We start from the raw sequence: 20,251 nt of genomic DNA, 5'->3' as shown, positions 1-20,251 counted from the left end.
TATTTCTTACTTCTCAATGTAAGTCCACTTCAAGCTAGTGTCAGCTCCGAATGGGTGGATGTAGTAGTTTTTAACTTCTGGTTTTGCAAGGTAAGCAGCACCAGCTTGATACGTAGGAATGATAGCTGTGTCTTCTTTGATTAGAAGCTCTTCAGCTTGTTGAAGCATTTCCCAACGCTTTGCTTCATCCTGTTCAGTCTTCGCTTTGTTTACTAACTCATCAAACTTAGGGTTAGAATATCCCATACGGTTGTATGGTCCATCTGTTACAAACATGTCAACATAAGTCATTGGATCTGGATAGTCAGGTCCCCATCCGCCAGTAGAGATGTCAAAGTCTCCACCATCTTCAAGGTCTAAGAATTGTTTCCATGGCTGCTTGTTGATAGTAATTGCAAGTCCAGGAAGCTTTTGTTCGAACTGCTCTTTTGCATATTCAGCGATTTTAGAAGCAAGTTCACTGTCAGTTGTTAAGAACTCAAGTTCAACTTTGTCTTTTCCGATTGCTTTAAGACCTTTATCCCAGTACGTTTTAGCGTCATCAGCAGTTTGGTCCGCTAAGAATCCGTCTGGAGCAAATTCACGGAAATCTTTTCCGTCAGGACCAAAAGTGAATTCTTTTGGTACAAGGTAACGCGCTTCTACTGAACCGTTGTTAAGTAGGACATTAACAAGGCCCTGTCTGTCGTAAGCAAGGAATAACGCTTTACGGATATCAGCATTAGCAAGAGCTTCGTGCTTCTCGTTTAGACGCAAGAAGAACATTGTAGGATCAAGGCGTGTTCCGAAGTCTTCACGGTCCTTGAACTGGTCAACGAACTCTGCATTTAAACCAGCGCGGTGAAGTTTACCAGTTTCATACAAGTTAACAACAGTTGCAACGTCTTTGATTACTTTGTAGTTTGCTTCTTCAAGCTTAACTACGTCTTTATCCCAATACTTATCGTTTTTAGTCAATTTCCAGCTGTCGCCATGCTTCCATTCAGAAAGCACGAACGGACCGTTGTAAAGCATGTTTTCAGGCTCAAGAGCGTATTTGTCGCCTTGTTCCTTAGCAAATTCTGCTGGCTGCGGGTAAAGAGCAGCAAAAGTTAATAAGTCTTTGAAGTAAGGAACTTCTTGAGTTACTGTTACTTCTAGAGTTTTATCATCAACAGCTTTTACGCCTAATTCTTCCACTTTACCATATAACGGATCATCTTCAGTGATTACTGCGTTTCCGTTTTTAACACCTGCTACACCTAACATGAATGCATAAGCACCTACAGTGTCAGGATGAGCAATTTTTTGCCATGAGTATACGAAGTCATTAGCTGTTACTGGAGATCCATCAGACCAAACAGCATCTTCGCGTAGTTTAAAAGTATATACAGACTCGCCGTCTTTTTGTTCTACTTGTGGTTCCTCAGCCGCCACACCAAGTACAGGCTGGTTGTTTTCATCCAGACGATAAAGTCCTTCAAAAACCTGGTTCATTGCGTTAAATGCAACAACGTCAGTTGCTTGAGTGGAATCCATTGTCGGGATATCCTGGGAATCATATAGATTCAACACCTGTGCAACATCTTCACTGCCTTTATCTTCATTGCCGCTGTTCCCGCTGTTACCGTCGCTAGAGTTTCCACCATTGTTTGAGGAAGCTCCCTGGTTACCTGAACAAGCTGACAAGAAGAGGCTGAGAATCAATACTAGTGACAACAATACCGTAAGCTTGCGATTCTTCATTATTCAACCCCCATAATTTGATTAACCATTTCGGCAGAGGATCTTTTTTAAAAATTTAGGACCCGTCCCGGCTCTGATTTTGATCGCTGTCAAATCAAACCTGTGACCGGAGGACTACGAGACTATTTGACTAGGGAGGTCATCACAATCTCAATTTCGCACCCGAAACAGTTTCGAATTGGCAACTTTCAAAAAATTTACCATATTCCGAAATGGTTAAATTTATTTTAAATTTCAAAAAACTTCTTGTACCCATCCAATTGACGAAAAATTTACCCATCCAATTCTATTATTCTAGTAAATATGATACGTAAAGCTATTAAAATAAAGGTTTTTTTCCAATAAAATACTTTTTTATTTTTCTGAAATTAGGTACATTTATTCATTTGCATTCGATATAATGAGGGAAGTAGGAGGTGAGCCAGCTTGACTCTCCAATTAAATGTTGGCGGCCAAAATTCTAAACCAATTTACAAACAGATTGTTCAGTATTTTGAAGAAATGATTTTAAATGGTGATCTTGATGCAGGCGCTCCACTACCAACCGAGCGGGACCTTGCAGTTCAGCTGGGGGTTAATAGAAGTACGATAACTACGGCATATGCAGAGCTGCGAGCTTCAGGGCTCGTTTATTCTAAACAGGGAAGCGGCACAAGAGTGAGCCATAACGCCTGGGACCTTTTACCCCAAAGGTTTGTTAATTGGAGCAATGTCAGAAATGTCTCTTTTGCTCCGATGCTGCCGATTGCAAAACGGATCTTAGAAGTTACCTCCAATCAAGATGTTATCAATCTCGCAACAGGCAGACTTTCAAACGATTTATATCCACAAGATTCTTATAAACTGTTAATGCAACAGATCTTAAAAAATACTGACTTAACAAGAGTAGATGAACAAGAATTAAAAAAGGCACTGGCCTCCCATTTCTTTGCCGATCAGGATATAGTGGCTGAACCTTATGAATTGTTAACGACATCTGGAATCCAACAGGCGATACTCCTTCTTATCCACTGTCTGTTAAGCCCGGGTGACTCTGTTGCAATCGAATGTCCTTCCTATACTTACACGAACAAGCTGTTTACTTCGGCAGGCGTAAAAATGGTTCGCCTTCCGATCGATAAACAGGGGATAAAACCAGAAGAAATCTATGAATTATATAATAGACACAGAATAAAGATGGTAATAACAAATCCAACGTACCAGAATCCGACCGGTACAACGTTAACGATAGAACGCAGAAAAAAACTGCTAGAAATATGCAGCGACCTTCATGTGCCGATAATTGAAATAGATTGCTTTAGCACACTGTCATATAATGGAGATCAGCCTCCTTCCCTTTATTCGTTAAATAAGACTAAGGGGTTAGTTATCCAAATCGGAAATATTACCGAGGCTTTAGGCCCTGAACTTGATATCGGATGGCTTTTGGCGTCAAAAAACTTGATCGAACGATTCGAGGACGCAAAGTACCAGATGGGATTGGGCGCATCTTCTTTCACGGAGAAAATCGCAAGCGAGCTGCTGCTCTCAGGATACTGGAGGGACAATCGCACAGACCTTCAAGAAAACCTTACCCGAAGAAAAGATATTACATTATCTGCCTTAAAACAGTATGCCGGTAACAGCTTAACGTTTATTGAACCAGAAGGAGGCTTCTACCTTTGGTGTAAGCTGAATGGAATGACCAGAGAGAAAGACCTCCTCGAAACACTTATTCAACATGGAGTCGTAGCTGTTCCCGGCGGAATCTATGGCGTTGATAAAGGATTTATTAGATTATCGTTTGCACATTGTGAAGAAGAGAGAATTAATGAGGGAGTTAAAAGGCTCTGCAACGCGATCGGAGAGACAAAACACAAACTGTATTCCGATTCAATTGATTAGATTGTTAGATAAAATAGATAGAAGGACTCATAAGTGTCTGGCTCCTCCGTTGAGCACAGTATCTAGATGAACATTGGTACAGGTTTATCTAGATGAATTATTGGAGGTGCCTGACACTTTACTTTTGACTCAACCCTTTTTATTTCCTTTAGTTTCCCATCGTTCCTCCGCTCCCATCACACCATGGCTGAGCCGAAATCCATTCAATCGAATCATAACCATCCACCGCTTATTCCGGTAAGGAACAAATGTCCCTTAAGAATCTCTTCTTCCTCTAACATCCATATTCATGACCACATATCCTTTTGCTGCAAAAAACTTCCCGGTTTCATCGATGGTGTTGGTCGTTTTCCCATAAGGTGTCCGACAAGAATGGCTGGATAAATTCCCTCTTGTTCCGGCAGATAAAAGCAGCCCCTCTTCGGTACGATTACATCCCTTTTAACAGTTGCGTTTTTCTCTGTTGAGCGATACATACAGGCACCTCCATCTCACAATACATACAGATAACCCTTCCACAATTTCCCTTAAATCCCTTTTGCTTCTCACGTTTATTCCCTGGGTGAATATAATGGGTTGATAAAAAAAAGAAAGGGTGAGTTTGTTGTACCACTATCCAATCACTAGCTCGCAGTCATTCTATCCATATTACAACAACACTCCATACCAGACTCAACCAGACTTCCAATACCGTTATCCCACCTATCCGCAAACAGGATTAAACGAGCGAATTCTTGATGCGATATTAATGGCGATCAAGGGAGAAGCTACAGCGATTGAATTTTACAAAAGACTGGCAAAGGCAGCTCCTGATAAGGAACAAAAAGAGGATGTCTTGCATGCATTAGAGGATGAGAAAAAACACTTCGAGGCGTTTACACAACTGTATATCCAATTAACGGGCATTAAACCGGAATACTCCATAGAAAAAGTAATGTTTAACAGCTACAAAGAAGGGCTTGAAAGAGCCTATAAAATGGAATTGGAAGCATATGAAGAATACAGGGATTCCTATTTATTAACAAGAGATCAAACGATCAGAGATGTCTTCTTCCTTGCTATGACGGATGAAATCGAGCATGCAATGCGCTTTGGGCACAACCTGTTAAAAATTTAGGCAGAGTTTTCCCTAAACTGCATACGTTTTAATAAACGACACTGCCGGATAGGGGGTGGAAATCTTGAATGAAGATAATAACAATCCTTTAACCATTGGAGATGTAAAAACTTGCGAATTACCCTTTTGTGCCACACGTGATGATTGTGCTCCAGTATTTTCTGCTGAAGCATACGACCCCTCGTTAAAAAGAATTAAAGAAGTAAAACTTGAAGAATATCGGAGACGATGGGTAATTTTGTTTTTTTACAGCAGTGATTTCACATTTGTTTGACCGACAGAGCTAGCAGCGGTCGCTGCTATTTATCCGCAGTTAAAGCAGTTGAATACAGAAGTACTTGCTATAAGTACTGACAGCGTATTTGCCCATAAAGTGTTTACTCAGACATCTCCTTCAGCATCGAAGGTCCAGTATCCGCTTGTAAGTGATCGCACCCAGCTAATAAGCAGAGCTTACCGTGTTCTCGATGTAAAGACTGGTGCACCGTTTAGGGCTACTGTAGTTGTTGACCCAGAAGGAATAATCGTTAGCAAAATGATCTATCCAAAAGAAGTCGGCCGAAATACTTATGAAATATTGCGCCTTATCCAGGGCATACAGTATGGCCGCAAGACCGGACAGGGAGTACCTGCAAATTGGGTTCCCGGGCAGTCCGGTATACCCAGGGACCCAAACTTGATCGGAAAAATATAAGAGGTTATCAAACTGCAGAAAAGAACGCCCGTGAAATGAGCGTTCTTTTTTTTGCTAGAGGCTTTTTTTCTTCTTTCTTGCTGAATCCTTTGGACGTCCAAGCTCTACTCCTGTACCCTGCCCTTCAGGCTGTGAAGAAGGAAGGCCAATCGTCGACGGATCCTTTTTTCGCTTGCTCATAAAATCACCTCCATAAAAATAAGATGAGCCAACTTCCAGGAAGATAAACAATTTTTTAAGAAAGTTAAAAGGAAAATATATCCAGATACAAAAAGCCCCTTTTTGAAAAGAGGGCTGATAAAATCTTCCGGTTAATAGTCAGGAAAAATTTGTTCCAAAAAGGTCTTAATCACCTTTCGATGGCTTCCTACCATCCGTTCCGGCAATTCACGAGGGTCAATAAACCTGGCATCCGTGCTCTCATCCAGATTTACCTTTAGCTCCCCGGAAAAGGCAGTTGTGTAATAAGACGCTGTAACACTATAAAATTCGTCCCCGTTACTTGCCTTAACATAATTTTGAGGACCAGAAGAAAGGCCGATAAGGTGAAGTTCCCCTAAGGTTAAACCCGTTTCTTCAAACGTTTCTCTCCTCGCTGTTTCCTCAAGCGATTCCCCAAGTTCCATCAAGCCTCCAGGAAGCCCCCATCGACGGGCAGGCTCCAGCCTCTGTTGTAACAAAATTCTTCTTTCTTGATCCACAACCACAGCTACTGCACCCGGCAGTATCAGCGGTCTGTGGCCGACCAGTTCTCTCATTTCTTCCATATATCCCATTACTTCATTAATCCTTCCGAAACCATTGTGTTATTTTTAAAAGCTTCTTTTATTTGCAAAATATGATGCTCATCATGCCTTGATAACCTTTTGATGTATCCTTCAATCGTAATCGCTTTTCCACCAATCGCATTTTCTTTGTAAAAGTCCTCATCAGACAGAGATTCCAGGAATGCCACAACCTTTTTTCTTTGTGCAATCACTTCCCCAAAGAGTTTGTTTAAAGAGATTCCAGAGTGAGCATATGCTTCTGCTTTTTGGTTGGTTTCTTTTTCTAAATCTGCTTCTGATGCTGGAAGTGGTTCTCCACCTTTTAAATATGGAAGCCTATTTGTGAGCATATAATCATCCCAGTACATAAAAATGCGATACGATCGCTGCAGGTGACCATTTTCCCTCAGATACCGGCAAATGCCATAATTTTTCTGTTTCTGTTTGAGCTTCTTCAAGCCATTTTATTAATCGGCTGTACTCCTCGATTACTTTTTCTTTGGATTCCATTTCCATCCCCCTCTTCCCATTAACATAATTCAATCTTTTCGTATAAATTACCTCTTTTCTTTGACAACGGGAAAAGGGGTGACTCATAAGTGTCTGGCTCTCTCCGTTTAGCACAAAATTTAGATGGAAATTGGTACAAATTCATCTAGATAAAGTGTTGGAGGTGCCTGACACTTTGCTTTTGAGTCAGCCCCTTTGGTTCATTTCATGCTATACGATTTCGATGATCGCGGCGATTCCCTGTCCTCCGCCGATACAGAGGGATGCGATACCGTATTTTTGTTCACGCCTCTTCAACTCACGGATCAATGTATACAGAACCCGAGTACCGCTTGCGCCAACAGGATGTCCCAGCGCGATCGCCCCGCCGTTAACATTCACTTTGTCGCGGTCCAGTCCGAGTTCTTTTTCAACTGCAAGGTACTGGGAAGCAAAGGCCTCATTGACTTCAATCAAATCAATGTCTTCAAGTGTCAGATCTGTTTTTTGGAGAGCAGATTTTATTGCCGGTACGGGCCCGATCCCCATGATAGAAGGATCAACTCCCGAAATCCCCCACGAGACAAGGCGTGCCAGCGGCTTTAAGTTTCTCTCCTGGACAAAATCTTCACCAGCCACTACCACAGCTGCGCCTCCGTCGTTAATGCCGCTTGCGTTCCCCCCTGTTACAGTTCCGTCCTTTTTAAAGGATGGTTTGAGAGAAGACAGCTTTTCCGCTGTTGTTCCTTCACGGATATGCTCATCCTGGCTGACAACTTCAGTTCCTTTTCTTGTCTTGACCTCAACTGGAGCAATCTCTTCTTCAAACTTCCCTTGCTGTCTTGCCAGAGTCGCCCTCTGGTGGCTTAATGCGGCGTATTCATCTTGCTCTTCACGGGTAATGTTGTATTTTTCTGCAAGATTCTCGCCAGTGATACCCATCCCCATTCCTGTGTACTCATCTGTTAAGGTTGCCCATAGCATATCGTCGATTTTAGGAGCACCTAATTTTGTTCCGAAGCGGCTGCCTCTTAACGCATAAGGAGATAAACTCATGTTATCGGCACCGCCTGCCAGGGCAGATTGTCCGTCCCCGAGGATGATGGATTGTGCAGCAGATACCACTGACTGCAATCCCGAACCGCATAACCTATTGACTGTCAATGCCGGGCTTGTCATCGGAACACCAGCTCCAAGGGCAACGTGCCTTGCAAGATAGGATGCATTGTTTGTAGAGTGAATGACATTTCCCATTACAGTAAAATCAATATCTTCGGGTTTTAATCCGCTTCTTTTAATCGCCTCTTTACTCGCAGTGACACCCAGTTCTGTCGGCCCCACATCTTTTAGCGAACCTCCAAAAGTACCGAACGGAGTACGTGCGCCTTCCAATATAAAAACGTCTTTCATATATTCCCCTCCTTATTTCTATTTTACAAATCTTCAGAAAACGTTTACAAGTATTAAGAATCGGAGACGAGAGATTTATCAAAGAAAAGCTATGAAACCGGAACGGAAATTTCTGAAACAAAATTCTTCCGAAACAAGAACAAATTCTTCTGAAACGGGAATAAATTTCCCTGAAACTAGAATAAGCGGATCTGAAACTAGAATAATCCCCTTCGAAATCAGAATAAATTTCCCTCAAACTAGAATAAACGTCCCTGAAACCAGAATAAGCTTCCCTGAAACTAGAATAAGCGTATCTGAAACTCCCATAAACATTTCTCTATTGCTCTTTTATCTTCTCCGACTCCAACTAAACTCCAAACTTACTGTGCCGTATACCCTCCATCAAGCACCACAGCCTGCCCTGTGATTCCTCTTGCCTTATCACTTGCAAGGAACATCGTATAATCTGATATTTCCTGGACAGACAACAGCCTTTTTTGAGGGACAAGCGGATAAATGACTTCTTCCAGCACTTTCTCTAGTGATACGTTTCGGTTCTTCGCAAGATCACCAAGCTGATTGCGAACAAGCGGGGTATCCACGTATCCCGGGCATACCGCGTTCACGGTGATCCCATCTTCCGCCCCCTCTAATGCCGCTACTTTCGTCAGGCCGATCACACCGTGCTTCGCGCTGTTATAAGCGGCTTTTCCAGCAAAGCCGACAAGCCCGTTGATCGAGGCCATATTGATGATACGCCCGAACTTTTGTTTTTTCATAATCGGAAAAGCGTGCTTTGTCGCGATGAACGGAGCTACAAGCATTACTCTTGTCAGCAACTCAAATTTTTCTGTCGGAAATTCCTCAATGGATGAGACGTATTGCAGTCCCGCATTGTTAATGAGCACATCTAGACTGCCGTATTTTTCAACAGTCTTATTGATCGCGTTCTGCAGCTCTTCTTCTTTTGTAACATCACATTTTAAGCCTATTCCTTCATATCCTTGTTCTGTTAGCTTGTTAGCCGCTTCTTTCACACCGTCTTCGTTCAAGTCTGTGAGCACGACTTTTGCCCCGTTTTTCGCAAACTCTATTCCTATGTCATAGCCGATACCGCTTGCGGCACCTGTGATAAAAACAACTTTATTTTCAACCATAGTAATTCCTCCCGGCAAATGATGAATTCAGTATATCGGTAGGGTGGAACAATACAGTTACAATATTAAACTCCAAACCCTAACGAGAATAAGATAATTGCAAGCGCCAATCCAATCAGAGGCACGATAACAGTCAACGCTCCTACCGCACCGTATGCATCGCTATGGGACTCTCCGCAGATCGCGCGAATCGTTGTAACAACATACCCATTATGAGGCAGGGAATCCAGTGCTCCGGAAGAGATCGCCACTGTCCGGTGCAACGCTTCTGCATTAACACCCATATCCATGTAATGTGGTGCGAGAATCGGAAGCGCGATCGCCTGGCCTCCAGATGCTGAACCTGTTAAACCGGCGATAACACTGACTGCAATCGCTCCGCCGATCAACGGGCTTCCTGGAATGCTTGTCATTATATCTACCGCTGTTTCAAAGGCAGGAACGGCTTTCGCAACGCCGCCGAACCCGACGACTGCCGCAGTATTAGCAATTGCGATCAATGCTCCCAGTGTTCCATCCGAAACTGCAAGCCCGAAATTAGAGAAATATTTTCTGTTCAATAGATAAGTAGTAACAACCCCGCCCAAAAGTGCAATGATAAGTGCAGATTGCTTTAATGAATCATGGAAGATGAACGAGATTACAAGCACCACTACAAGTGGGATAAGTCCCATGAACGGGTTAGGAAGCGGGCGATTTTCTACTTCTGGATCGCCTTTTCGCGATTCAAACCTCTCCCCTTTATCAAGCGCTTTGTTGATCATGCGCTTTAACCACCAATAACCGAAGACAGCCATGAATACCGCCACGATCAAACTCACTTCCCAGCCTGCATAAGGGCTTGTGTTCATGTACTCGATCGGAATCCAGTTCTGGATTTCCGGAGAACCGGCAGAAGTCATCGTAAAAGTAACAGACCCGAACGCAAGTGCAGCAGGGATGAACCTTCTTGGAAGGTCAGCCTGCTTAAATAAACTAACTGCCATCGGGTACACTGAAAACGCTACAACAAACAAACTAACTCCACCGTAAGTTAAGATCGCACATGCGATGACGATTGCAAGTACAGCCTGCTTAATGCCAAGCTTCTCTACGACCCATTTTGAAACGCTGTCCGCCGCTCCACTGTCTTCCATTACTTTCCCGAAGATTGCTCCAAGCAAGAACATCGGGAACCATGAAGCGACAAACCCTGAAAACCCTGCCATATAGTTGCCTACAAAATTTGCTTCGCCTTCTCCTACCATCTGCGGAAAAAGAGGCATTCCGCTTAATACCGCAACTACCAGCGCACAAAGAGGACCTGCCACTAACAGGTTCATTCCTCTCATCGTTAAAATGATTAAGAGCGCCAGCCCCCCGATTAAACCAATCATACTTAACATTTTGTTTCCCCCATATCAAAATAATATTTTAATAAGCTTCCAGTTTCACATTATCGCTAATAATAAGCTCTGGCTCCGTAGACTCTTTGATATCTTCAATCGAGTAACCCTTTGCTGCTTCGACCAGCACCAAACCATTAGCAGTCACATCGATTACAGCCCGTTCTGTTATAATTCTGTCCACGACACCCTGTCCGGTTAACGGCAGGCTGCAGTCATTTAAAATCTTAGGTTCACCGGACTTGTTGACATGGTCCATGATGACAATGATCTTCTTTGCCCCATGAACCAGGTCCATCGCGCCGCCCATTCCTTTAATCATTTTTCCAGGGATCATCCAATTGGCCAGATCTCCGTTTTTTGAAACTTCCATGCCACCAAGAATCGCAACATCGATATGGCCTCCGCGAATCATCGAGAACGACTCGGCGCTGTCGAAAAAAGAAGCCCCTTTCATCGCTGTCACCGTTTCCTTTCCGGCATTGATGAGGTCGGGATCAACCTGTCCTTCTGTTGGATAAGGCCCTATCCCTAACAATCCGTTTTCTGATTGAAGCACAACCGTTTTATCATCAGGAATATGGTTCGCCACAAGTGTCGGCATTCCTATACCAAGGTTTACGTAGTAACCGTTTTCAATTTCCTTTTCAGCACGTCGAGCGATTTTTTCGCGAATCGCTGCTTTATCTATTTTCCCAGCCATTGTTAGTCCTCCTTATCCAGGTTAAGAACGAGTGGTAAGTCGTTCAATTCGTTTTTCTTGTTGACCTACGATCAGTTTTTGTACGTAAATTCCCGGAGTATGCACATCATCAGGATCTATTTCACCTGGCTCGACCAGCTCTTCCACCTCTGCGATCGTCACTTTTCCGGCAGCCGCAATCATCGGGTTGAAATTCCTTGCTGTCTTGTTGTAGACAAGATTGCCCATCTTATCCGCCTTAGCCGCTCTCACTAAGCTGAAATCAGCTGTCAGCCCTTCTTCAAGCAAATATTCCTTCTCACCAAAAACTCTTGTTTCCCTTCCTTCTGCGAGTGGCGTTCCGACACCAGCAGGAGTGTAAAATGCAGGAATGCCTGCACCGCCTGCACGTATTTTCTCGGCAAGCGTTCCCTGAGGAGTTAGCTCCACTTCGATTTCCCCGGAGATCACCTGGCGTTCAAATTCCTTATTTTCACCAACATAAGAACCAACCATCTTTTTGATCTGCTTGTTTTTCAACAAAAGACCTAGTCCCCAATCATCAACACCGCAATTGTTTGAAACGATGGTGAGGTCTTTAACCTTTGATTCCACTAGAGCAAGAATAAGGTTTTCGGGAATACCTACAAGCCCGAATCCTCCTACCATAATCGTTGCTCCATCCTTGATTTCTTTTACTGCTTCTGAAAACGAAGATACGATTTGCTTCATCTGTCTTTGTCACTCCTTTAACCTTTCTGCCTGTTTAATTTGCAAGAACTGTGCCAACTTTTAAAAACGGCTGAAAATGAAAGCCCTTTCACACATTTGTCATTTTTTTATCGTTCGCTTTTCCGGATTTCTGGAATGAAAACCTGATTTGGACAGGCCTTGTCGAAAAAAATCGTTTATTCTGTAGGAAGAAAAACAAAATTCCAGAATACCGGAAAGTTTTCCGGTATTCTGGAATTTAATTATGTCATGTTATACTTTTTTAGCTTTTCGTAAAAACTGGATTTTCCAATCCCGAGTGCTTTCGCTGCTTTTAGTTTGTCGTTCTCATAACGCTTTAAGCTGGCTTCGATCGCTTTGCGTTCCGTTTCCTCTAAAATTTCCTTCAAGCTCTTCTGCCCGATCGCAAGGCTCGGACTTTCTTTTAAGTAATCAGGCAGAGAGTCCATCATTATTTGTTCTCCCCTGCTTAAATGCACAGCAGCTTCTACGACGTTTTCCAGTTCCCTGGCATTTCCAGGCCAGTTATGCTGAATCAGAACATCAAGCACCTTTTCTTCAAACGAAGTTACTCTTTTTCCGGTTCGAGCAGCGTTTTTTATCAGGAAATGACGGGCAAGTTCTTTAACGTCAGCGAGCCTTTCCCTTAATGGAGGGATGACCATTTGTATGACGTTTATGCGATAGAAAAGATCTTCCCTAAAACGGTTTTCCTCCACCATCTTTTCCAGCGGTCGATTCGTGGCGCATATGACTCGGACATCAATCTTTTCCGGTTTTACTGAACCTATTGCCTCCACTTCTTTTTCCTGTAAAACTCTCAGCAATTTGACCTGCATGTTCAGTGGCATATCTCCAATTTCATCTAAAAAGATCGTGCCCCCATCTGCAAGCTTAAACTTTCCGATCTTCCCGCCTTTCTTTGCCCCTGTAAATGCCCCTTCTTCATAACCGAAGAGCTCTGATTCAAGTAATTGATCAGGAATAGCGCCGCAATTCACTTTTACAAACGGTTTATTGTTTCGTTCGCTTAATTGGTGGATGCTGTGGGCAAACAACTCTTTCCCTGTTCCGCTCTCTCCCCGAATCAGAACGGAAATATCACCGGGAGCCACTTGTTTGACCCTTTCCTTTAACTCTTTGATTTGAATCGACTCTCCCACGATATCGTGCAGGGAGTATTTGGCACCGCTCTGGTCTTTCATCTGGTTTCGGTAATACTCAAGCTCTGACAACAGACCTTTAATATGGCTGTTCATTTTCTTCCATTCTTCTGTGTCCCGGAAAATAACGATTCCTACTGCCCCGATCACTTTCCCTTCATGAACAATCGGGAGACGGTTGGCAATCATGTAATTCCCTCTAATATATTGAAGGTCTGCAAGTTCTTCTTTTCCAGTACGGGCGACAATATGCATCCTTGTATTCTCAATTACATCAGTCACATGTTTTCCTATTACCTGTTCGTTTGAATATCCAAGGAACTTGCAATACGATTTGTTCATATAGGTAACGATTCCATTTCTGTCTACTACAACAAACCATTGGAAAGCGTTATCAATAACCGTTTCAAGTATTTCTGTTTTAATTCGCTTATCGGAAGTAAACATCATTGAATGCCCCTTTACTAAGCTTCTCTATGGTTTATTCTATCATTGCAGACGCAAAAAATCCGAGGAACTTTGGCATCTCCCCGGATTGTTTTTAGAGTTTCCGCTTGTTTTTGGCATTCAGGAGCCTGTTCATTCTTTCTTCCTTCGATAGTTCAGATGTTTTCTTCTTCTGACTTACCTTCCTTACTGGTTGTTCCGTCATTTTCTCTGTTACACGCTGTTTCTGTTGAACAGGCTTGTTTTCTATGCTGTTTTCATCCCCTGGCTTCTTTTCTCTTTTTGTCCTGGTTTTTGAAGCATGCTTTAACTGCTGCATGGCTGTGCTTTTTTGTTTCTGCCTAGTCGATTCTTCCTTAAGCTTTTGCTCTTTTCGATCAACAAACCGGCTTAACGGCGCAAATCCAAACCTTCTTATCGCTACATCTAAAAAGAATAAAGCAAAGGCTAGAAATAGTAACCAGTGAGATATGGATTGGACAAGATAAGAGTTTGCCAGATTTCGTTCAAATGCCTGTTCCGGGGAGGACAGGACCACTCCCCCTCCTGCTTCGGCGATTTCTCTCAGTTTCTGCGTGTTGACCGGTTTTATCCGATATTCATCCGAATAGGGGACAGCGATACCGGTTTTAAACATACTCGTTACATTATCCCCGGACATTTCGCTTAGTTGAACAGAATAAACACCGGGACTCCCCGTAAAGTCTACCTCATACTTTCCAGGTGCGGTCGCTTTTACTTTCGGCTCTTGCTCCCGCCCATTGTTATCTACGATTGTGGCCTTTAATGGAAGGGAACTCTTGCCTTTCGAATCGATCAGAATCTTCACTTGATCCCCTTCAATGTTCTTCTCTATTTCGTAGACTTGATTTTCATACTTGGGAAAAGTCCATGTCACAAGATCATTCCAAAATGTTGCCCAGTTATCCCAGGATGGCCACTCTCCCGACCATTCCCCTTTCAAGTCAGAGCTCCAGGCGATACTTCGTCCAAGTCCGTATTGCCAGGATGTAAGAATCGGATCTTCTTTTCCGCTTACTAACGCAGTCTCCGCCCTGGACTTTGGCGTAGTGGCAACATAGGCGTTCATCTCAGGCATCCCTTCCGCAAAATGATGCTGCCACTCGTTACCCTGAATCACTTTTGGATAAAAAGGATCATTCTCAATATACGTACGGGTCGTCAACACCGTTTCCCTGGATAAAATGCTCGGAATCGTGCTCGCATCCTGGACATCGTAATACCTGCCCCCTCCTGCCCCTGCAAGTTCTTCCAGCAGGATTCCGTCTGCATCGCTACCGATCGCTACGGTTGAAAGCGTAATGTTATCTTCTTTCCCGTTTTCAATGGTTGTAAGGTAATCACTATTCGTTGCAGACTGTCCGTCTGTAAGCAGAATGATATGTTTCCGCTGTAGTTTTAGCGGCTTCAATTGCTGATAGGCCAGGTCAAGCGATGTAAAGATTTCCGTTCCGCCTCCCGCTGTAATCGACCTGACTTTTCCCATCGCTTTCTTTTTATTAGCGATTGGTTTCGTATCGATAATTTGCCACGGCCTGTCATCAAATGCGATGAATCCTAACGTATCTTTATCGCGCAGCAATTCCACAGAACGGGCTGCGGCCTCTTTTGCAAGCTGCAGTTTATATCCAGACATGCTTCCGGAACGATCAAGAACGATCACCATACCGAGAGATGGGAGTTCCTTTTTCCCTTTTAAATCCATCTCTACCGGGAGGACCTTTTCGATCGGCGTTTTAAAATAGCCACCAAGGCCAAAGCTGTTGTCTCCTCCCGTCATGATGAAACCTGTCCCAAAATCCTTGACCGCGCTATGGATAAGATCCATTTGTTTTTGTGTAACCTTAGTGGCAGATACATTGGCAAACACAATCGTTTTGTATTGTAAGTAGGCTGCAAGATTAGTAGGAAGGAGTTCAGGCTGGATCGTTTCAACTTGCATCTCAGTGGATTTTAACGCTGTTGTAAGGTTTGCCCCTTCTCCTCCTGTTCCCTCAACTACAAGGACTCTCGGAGTTCCCTTTACCTCTGAAATGGTAAAGGTTTCATTATTTTCTGTTATCGTATCTTTATCTGATAAAATCTCGGCTCTGTACTGATGGAAACCGGGTTCTTCTACGTTTACTTCAAAGGCGTATTCGTTGCTTCCTTTCCTTACTTCTACCCTTTGATCACCAATGATCCTGTTATCCTCATAAACTCTTATTCTGCTGTTCGCCTCGATATTGCTTTTAACGATAACAGTTAGGGAAGCTGTTTCTCCGACGTATAAAGAAGGAGAGATTTCCGCCGTTTCAACTGCCACATCTTCCCCGTACCTCGGTTCTACCGGAAGAACATCTACCCTGATGCCCTGTTGCTTCAAAAAACCCGCCTGCTGAACAGCATTCCCTGTCGTCTCATTGCCATCGGATAAAAGGACAACCCTTCCCCGGTCTCCAGCGGATAGCAGACTCCCCCCAAGGCGTAAACCATTTGATAGGCCAGTATGACCGGGTTCAACGATAGTGTGGAACCCGGATATCGCTCTTGTCTCTTTTTGCAGTGATAACTCCACTTCAGCGTTCTTTCCTGCTGCTATAACTGCGAATTGGTCATCCTCCTGCTTCGACTTTACTGCTTCCTTTAGCTTTAAAACCATCTCATTCTCTTGTTTACTAACACTATCAGACCGGTCGACTACAAACACGGTAGAAACACCCTGTTGAGGGACCATTACCTGAAGCCCGGCAATCGCTGTAACAAGGCAAATCACAATGAACGTCCTTACTCCAAGAAGAGATCGCTGCTCGTAATTGATCGGCCGTTGAATCCTGAGTGCGTATAACACAATCCCAACAAGTCCCGGTAGAAAAAGCAGCAACCAGTATGGATTATCGAATTGAAAGGCCACGCCTGTACACCTCCCATTCGATCACTAGAATAATGAAGGCGAATAATGCGAACCATTTCCAAATAAAATGAAGACCTGTTTGTTCTGGTGCTCTTCTATTATCTCCTGCTTCAATGGAAAAAGGTTTCCCGCTCTTTACAGATTGCTCATGCTCTGGCAGGGACACTGTTAAGTACCTGCTTCTTGTTTTGCCGCCTTCCCCTGTTTCTTCCAGTTGGTAAAAACCGGGTTCGGAAGGCGCTTTTAACATCCCCGCGTTAAGGTTGATTTCTCCAGTGCCATTCTCTTTGTCTGCCGAATGAACTCTGGCTTTTTTCACTCCTGATAGCAGAGAAACTTCTCTTTGTTCAGATGGCTGAAAGTAGCCAAGCATCTTTTTTTGTACTGTTAGTTCTTCAACACTGTTTCGAATAAAAATCGGAAAACCAGGATGAAGCGGCCAGTCAGAGTCTTTTAAATCAAAGGAAAGGAAGATCACCGTGTCCCCGTTATGCTGCCCTTTACTGATGACTGGAATATCCCCGCTCACAACGAGTGGAGAGAGATCGCTAGATTGGATGGGAAATGCTTTTTGAATAAACACATTCTCCATTTCTACAAATTCCAGCACAGGGTCTTCTTGAACGACCGTTAGCTTATCGGACAGTTCCTTCTTGTCTTTCATGTTATATCTTCCCTCTTTTGCAGGGGAAACAATTACCTTTGGTCCTTTTGGCCACTGGGTTTCCGGTATGTTTGAAAGAAAGTAGACCGCTTCTTTGCTTTGTACGAAATGATATTCTCCATTTTGATCCGGAGACACAGCTGTTACGTCTTCTCCTAAAAATGAAACTGCTTTTTCAATAAAAGGACTCGTGTTGCCCGCAAGAATAATTTCTGAAGATCGTTGTTCTTCAAGAAAGGCAAACTTCTCGTTATCCAGCCCATAGTCATCCGAAACATCTAGCATCGCTTTATAATAATCTTTGATCGGCATGCCTTCCATTTTGATAAGCTTACTGGAATTGGCAGGAATGGTTTCCTTCTTTTCCTCTAAAACATCTTCGCCGTTCAATACTGTAAGGCCAAAGGAAACAGGCTCATTCGATTCATTAACCATGGTTGCGACAGCTGAAACGGCATCACCGTTCCTTGCAACACCAAACGTGCGCAATGACACGTTATTTGCCATGCCATCTGTTTGATGAACAACGAGCATTGACGAAATGAACCTCCTGTCAATCGTTTCCTTCTTGAGATAGTCAGTGAAGACATGGATTTCGCCGGTTTCGTTATGTATGAGTGAGGCAGCAAGGCTGAGGGATTCGTCCATGTTTTGTTCTTCATAGGATAGTTTCAACCCATCTATCAGCCTTTTTATTTTATGCTTATCTGATTCCCTCGCCATCAGAAGATGAGGCGATTGTTGGGCTGCGATGACAGTCACTTCCTGCCCGCTTCCCAGGTTATCAACCAGTTCTTTTACTTTTATTTTTGAAGCTTCAAATTTCGTCTTATCATTTTCTTTTGCATTCATCGAAGCAGAGGTATCCATAATAACAACCAGCTGCTCTCCCTCAATACCTTTACCTGGGAGGTACGGTTTTACGAGCGAAAAGATAAGTAAAATTAAAAATAAGAGCTGAAGGAGCAGGAGTAAACTTTGCTGAAGCTTCCGCCACCATTTGTTCGCCTGCCATTCCTGGATAACCTGCTCCCACAATAGTGTGGAAGGAATAACTTTTTCTTCAAATTGTTTGCGAAACAAATACATTGCGACCAAAACAGCAAGAAAACCGCTCAGCCAAAAGAATGAAGGGGAGAAAAAACCCATTAAAAATCACCTCACGTAATCCAGCCCTGGCCCTTCATGACTGAAAAAATGTTTTCTTCAATAGACTCGGTGTCCTTTAACTGGATAAAGCCGATACCTCGTACATGGCAAAATTTCCGAATAGCATTTTGGTGAGCCGAGACCCTTTGAATGTACTGGTCCAGGACTCTTTTTGTAACGGAAACATTTTCATTGTGAGCCGTCTCGCTATCGATAAGTTTAAGATCACCTTGATAAGAAGGATCTATTTCCTCTTTACTGACTACCTGTATTAGCTTAAGTTCTTTTTGGGACGATTGGACCTTTCTAATCGCTTCCGTTATTTGGTCAACTGGTTCCAGAAAATCGCTGATGATGAAGGTTAGCGATTTTTTCCGTTGAACATTATTTGTTAAAGCAGCTGAAAAAGACCCTTCAATTTCCGCTACTTTTAAATCTTCTATATATTGAAGCAATCTTAGCGAGTAAGCCCTTCCTTTTTTATATGAAAAAGCAGGGGAATTCGACAGTACAGGAACAAATGCTACTCTGTCGTCATTCATCAAAGATATATAGCCGAGAACTGACGCGATCGCACAGGCCTTCTGCCATTTTTCTTTCTTTAGCCACATAGACTTCGAGCAATCCAGGTAGATCGTTATAAGTAGCTCTTGCTCATCTAGATAACGCTTAATATAATGCTTTTGCGTACGGGCATAGGTGTTCCAATCAACCGATCTCAAATCATCACCCGGAACATATGGGCGGAAATCAGAAAACTCAAGAGAGGTTCCCTGTCTTGCTGAACGCCGTTCCCCTTTATGCATGCTCTTAACTGATTGCCTGGATGCGATTTTTTGCTTTGACAATCTTTGAAGCAGAGCAGGTGTTAACAACCTGTTCATGTTAGAACGCCATCCCTCGTTACTGCCGCCACTACTTCCTCAAGAATTTGATCTGTTGATATTCCTGCAGCCTCTCCTTCAAAATTTAAAAACACTCTATGCCTTAGTACAGGAATGGCGGTTTTCTTTATATCTCCTACGGAAACATGATAGCGCCCTTCAAACAGAGCCCTTGCTTTTGAAGCCCTTAACAGACTTTGAAGTCCCCTTGGGCCTGCACCGTATCGCACAAAGGTTTTTACACTTTCTGGTGCCTTTTCATCATCAGGATGGGTGATCATGATCAAACTTGCTGCAAGATCAAGAATTTGGTCGGAAACGAGAATCTCTTTAGCTACTGATTGGGCCTGCAGGACAAACTCCCCATCTGCTACCTTGTTTAACATAATTTCTTCTGAACCTGTTGTTCGTACTGCAATTTCTTTGAGTTCCTCTTTTGTCGGATAGTGGACACTAATTTTCAGCAAAAAGCGGTCCATCTGCGCTTCTGGCAATGGGTAAGTCCCTTCTAGCTCTATCGGATTCTGGGTCGCCAATACGAAGAACGGGGAAGGTAGTTGTTTCATTTCTCCCATCGCTGTAACTGTTTTCTCCTGCATCGCTTCAAGCAAAGAGCTCTGTGTTTTAGGGGTGGCACGGTTTATTTCATCAGCAAGTACAATGCTCGCGAACAACGGGCCTTTATGAAAAACAAAACGTTGCTCCCCCTGTTCTCCCGGCTGAATCATCATTGTTCCGGTAATATCCGAAGGCATCAAATCCGGGGTAAACTGAACCCGTGAAAACGTAAGGTCCATAACATCTGAGATTGTTCTTACAAGCATCGTTTTTCCAAGGCCGGGCAAGCCTTCTAAAAGTGCGTGCCCGCCGGCTACGATTGTCCACAATAACTGATCGATAATATCCTCCTGGCCAACGATAAACCTTGAAATTTCACTTCTTATGCCATTTAACCTTAAAGAGATTTCTTGGATTTGTTTTTCCTTGTCATCGATAGAAGACACTT

Annotated in this window: 20 protein-coding genes; 3 read left to right on the top strand and 17 right to left on the bottom strand. The window is 43.3% G+C overall.

Features of this window, described 5'->3' with window-relative positions; translation table 11 throughout:
• Window positions 1-6 precede the first annotated feature (6 nt).
• On the bottom strand, window positions 7-1,725 hold the full coding sequence (locus tag FCL54_RS06905) for a peptide ABC transporter substrate-binding protein (protein ID WP_138124667.1): 1,719 nt from the start codon (window positions 1,723-1,725) through the stop codon (window positions 7-9).
• A gap of 426 nt (window positions 1,726-2,151) precedes the next feature.
• Here FCL54_RS06905 and FCL54_RS06900 point away from each other — a divergent pair, with 426 nt between their 5' ends.
• Entirely contained in the window at window positions 2,152-3,609 is a 1,458-nt protein-coding gene (locus FCL54_RS06900) for an aminotransferase-like domain-containing protein (RefSeq protein ID WP_138124664.1), read from the top strand.
• A 148-nt stretch (window positions 3,610-3,757) separates the two neighbouring features.
• Here FCL54_RS06900 and FCL54_RS24365 read toward each other — a convergent pair whose 3' ends face one another.
• On the bottom strand, window positions 3,758-3,835 hold the full coding sequence (locus FCL54_RS24365) for a CocE/NonD family hydrolase (protein ID WP_246055169.1): 78 nt from the start codon (window positions 3,833-3,835) through the stop codon (window positions 3,758-3,760).
• A gap of 61 nt (window positions 3,836-3,896) precedes the next feature.
• A complete protein-coding gene (locus FCL54_RS24360) occupies window positions 3,897-4,085 on the bottom strand; it encodes a hypothetical protein (RefSeq protein WP_246055160.1) in 189 nt (62 codons plus the stop codon).
• Between the two features lie 128 nt (window positions 4,086-4,213).
• On the opposite strand from FCL54_RS24360, the gene FCL54_RS06890 reads away from it, so the two are divergent.
• Window positions 4,214-4,726 carry a ferritin family protein gene (locus tag FCL54_RS06890; protein WP_246055159.1) on the top strand — a complete coding sequence of 171 codons (513 nt, stop codon included), beginning with the start codon at window positions 4,214-4,216 and terminating at the stop codon, window positions 4,724-4,726.
• 94 nt (window positions 4,727-4,820) lie between these two features.
• Window positions 4,821-5,420 carry a peroxiredoxin gene (locus tag FCL54_RS06880; RefSeq protein ID WP_246055168.1) on the top strand — a complete coding sequence of 200 codons (600 nt, stop codon included), beginning with the start codon at window positions 4,821-4,823 and terminating at the stop codon, window positions 5,418-5,420.
• Between the two features lie 54 nt (window positions 5,421-5,474).
• Here the strand turns inward: FCL54_RS06880 and FCL54_RS06875 are convergent, their stop codons facing one another.
• From FCL54_RS06875 to FCL54_RS06815, 14 genes are all read right to left on the bottom strand, one after another.
• The gene (locus FCL54_RS06875; RefSeq protein WP_138124659.1) at window positions 5,475-5,600 is read right to left on the bottom strand and encodes a YuzL family protein; all 126 of its coding nucleotides are present in this window, start codon (window positions 5,598-5,600) and stop codon (window positions 5,475-5,477) included.
• 131 nt (window positions 5,601-5,731) lie between these two features.
• Complete coding sequence (locus FCL54_RS06870) at window positions 5,732-6,196, bottom strand: NUDIX hydrolase (RefSeq protein ID WP_138124656.1); 465 nt, start codon at window positions 6,194-6,196, stop codon at window positions 5,732-5,734.
• On the bottom strand, window positions 6,196-6,537 hold the full coding sequence (locus tag FCL54_RS06865) for a DinB family protein (RefSeq protein ID WP_171016720.1): 342 nt from the start codon (window positions 6,535-6,537) through the stop codon (window positions 6,196-6,198). Before FCL54_RS06865 ends, FCL54_RS06870 begins: the two co-directional genes overlap by 1 nt.
• Window positions 6,538-6,541: 4 nt before the next feature.
• Window positions 6,542-6,697, bottom strand: coding sequence for a hypothetical protein (locus FCL54_RS23855; RefSeq protein WP_171016719.1), 156 nt, complete (start codon window positions 6,695-6,697; stop codon window positions 6,542-6,544).
• A gap of 210 nt (window positions 6,698-6,907) precedes the next feature.
• Window positions 6,908-8,086: an acetyl-CoA C-acetyltransferase gene (locus FCL54_RS06860; RefSeq protein ID WP_138124650.1), complete on the bottom strand. Its 1,179-nt coding sequence runs from the start codon at window positions 8,084-8,086 to the stop codon at window positions 6,908-6,910.
• Window positions 8,087-8,448: 362 nt separating this feature from the next.
• Window positions 8,449-9,225 (bottom strand): 3-hydroxybutyrate dehydrogenase, encoded by a 777-nt coding sequence (locus FCL54_RS06855; protein WP_138124647.1) that lies wholly within the window; start codon window positions 9,223-9,225, stop codon window positions 8,449-8,451.
• Window positions 9,226-9,290: 65 nt separating this feature from the next.
• Entirely contained in the window at window positions 9,291-10,610 is a 1,320-nt protein-coding gene (locus FCL54_RS06850) for a GntP family permease (protein WP_138124644.1), read from the bottom strand.
• 28 nt (window positions 10,611-10,638) lie between these two features.
• On the bottom strand, window positions 10,639-11,313 hold the full coding sequence (locus FCL54_RS06845; protein WP_138124640.1) for a CoA transferase subunit B: 675 nt from the start codon (window positions 11,311-11,313) through the stop codon (window positions 10,639-10,641).
• Between the two features lie 21 nt (window positions 11,314-11,334).
• Window positions 11,335-12,024 (bottom strand): CoA transferase subunit A, encoded by a 690-nt coding sequence (locus FCL54_RS06840; protein ID WP_138124637.1) that lies wholly within the window; start codon window positions 12,022-12,024, stop codon window positions 11,335-11,337.
• Between the two features lie 242 nt (window positions 12,025-12,266).
• The gene (locus tag FCL54_RS06835; RefSeq protein WP_138124634.1) at window positions 12,267-13,634 is read right to left on the bottom strand and encodes a sigma-54 interaction domain-containing protein; all 1,368 of its coding nucleotides are present in this window, start codon (window positions 13,632-13,634) and stop codon (window positions 12,267-12,269) included.
• 94 nt (window positions 13,635-13,728) lie between these two features.
• Window positions 13,729-16,548, bottom strand: coding sequence for a VWA domain-containing protein (locus tag FCL54_RS06830; RefSeq protein WP_138124631.1), 2,820 nt, complete (start codon window positions 16,546-16,548; stop codon window positions 13,729-13,731).
• Window positions 16,529-18,361, bottom strand: coding sequence for a vWA domain-containing protein (locus FCL54_RS06825; protein ID WP_138124628.1), 1,833 nt, complete (start codon window positions 18,359-18,361; stop codon window positions 16,529-16,531). The genes FCL54_RS06830 and FCL54_RS06825 overlap by 20 nt, the downstream gene beginning before the upstream one ends.
• A gap of 11 nt (window positions 18,362-18,372) precedes the next feature.
• Window positions 18,373-19,245: a DUF58 domain-containing protein gene (locus FCL54_RS06820; RefSeq protein ID WP_138124626.1), complete on the bottom strand. Its 873-nt coding sequence runs from the start codon at window positions 19,243-19,245 to the stop codon at window positions 18,373-18,375.
• Window positions 19,242-20,249, bottom strand: a complete 1,008-nt coding sequence (locus tag FCL54_RS06815) for an AAA family ATPase (protein ID WP_138124623.1) — start codon at window positions 20,247-20,249, stop codon at window positions 19,242-19,244. The genes FCL54_RS06820 and FCL54_RS06815 overlap by 4 nt, the downstream gene beginning before the upstream one ends.
• Between the last annotated feature and the right edge of the window lie 2 nt (window positions 20,250-20,251).

Source organism: Exobacillus caeni, assembly GCF_005747095.1.
Lineage (GTDB): Bacteria > Bacillota > Bacilli > Bacillales > Guptibacillaceae > Exobacillus > Exobacillus caeni.
The sequence above is the reverse complement of the archived record's forward strand: the minus strand, read 5'-3'. Positions and strand labels throughout refer to the sequence as shown.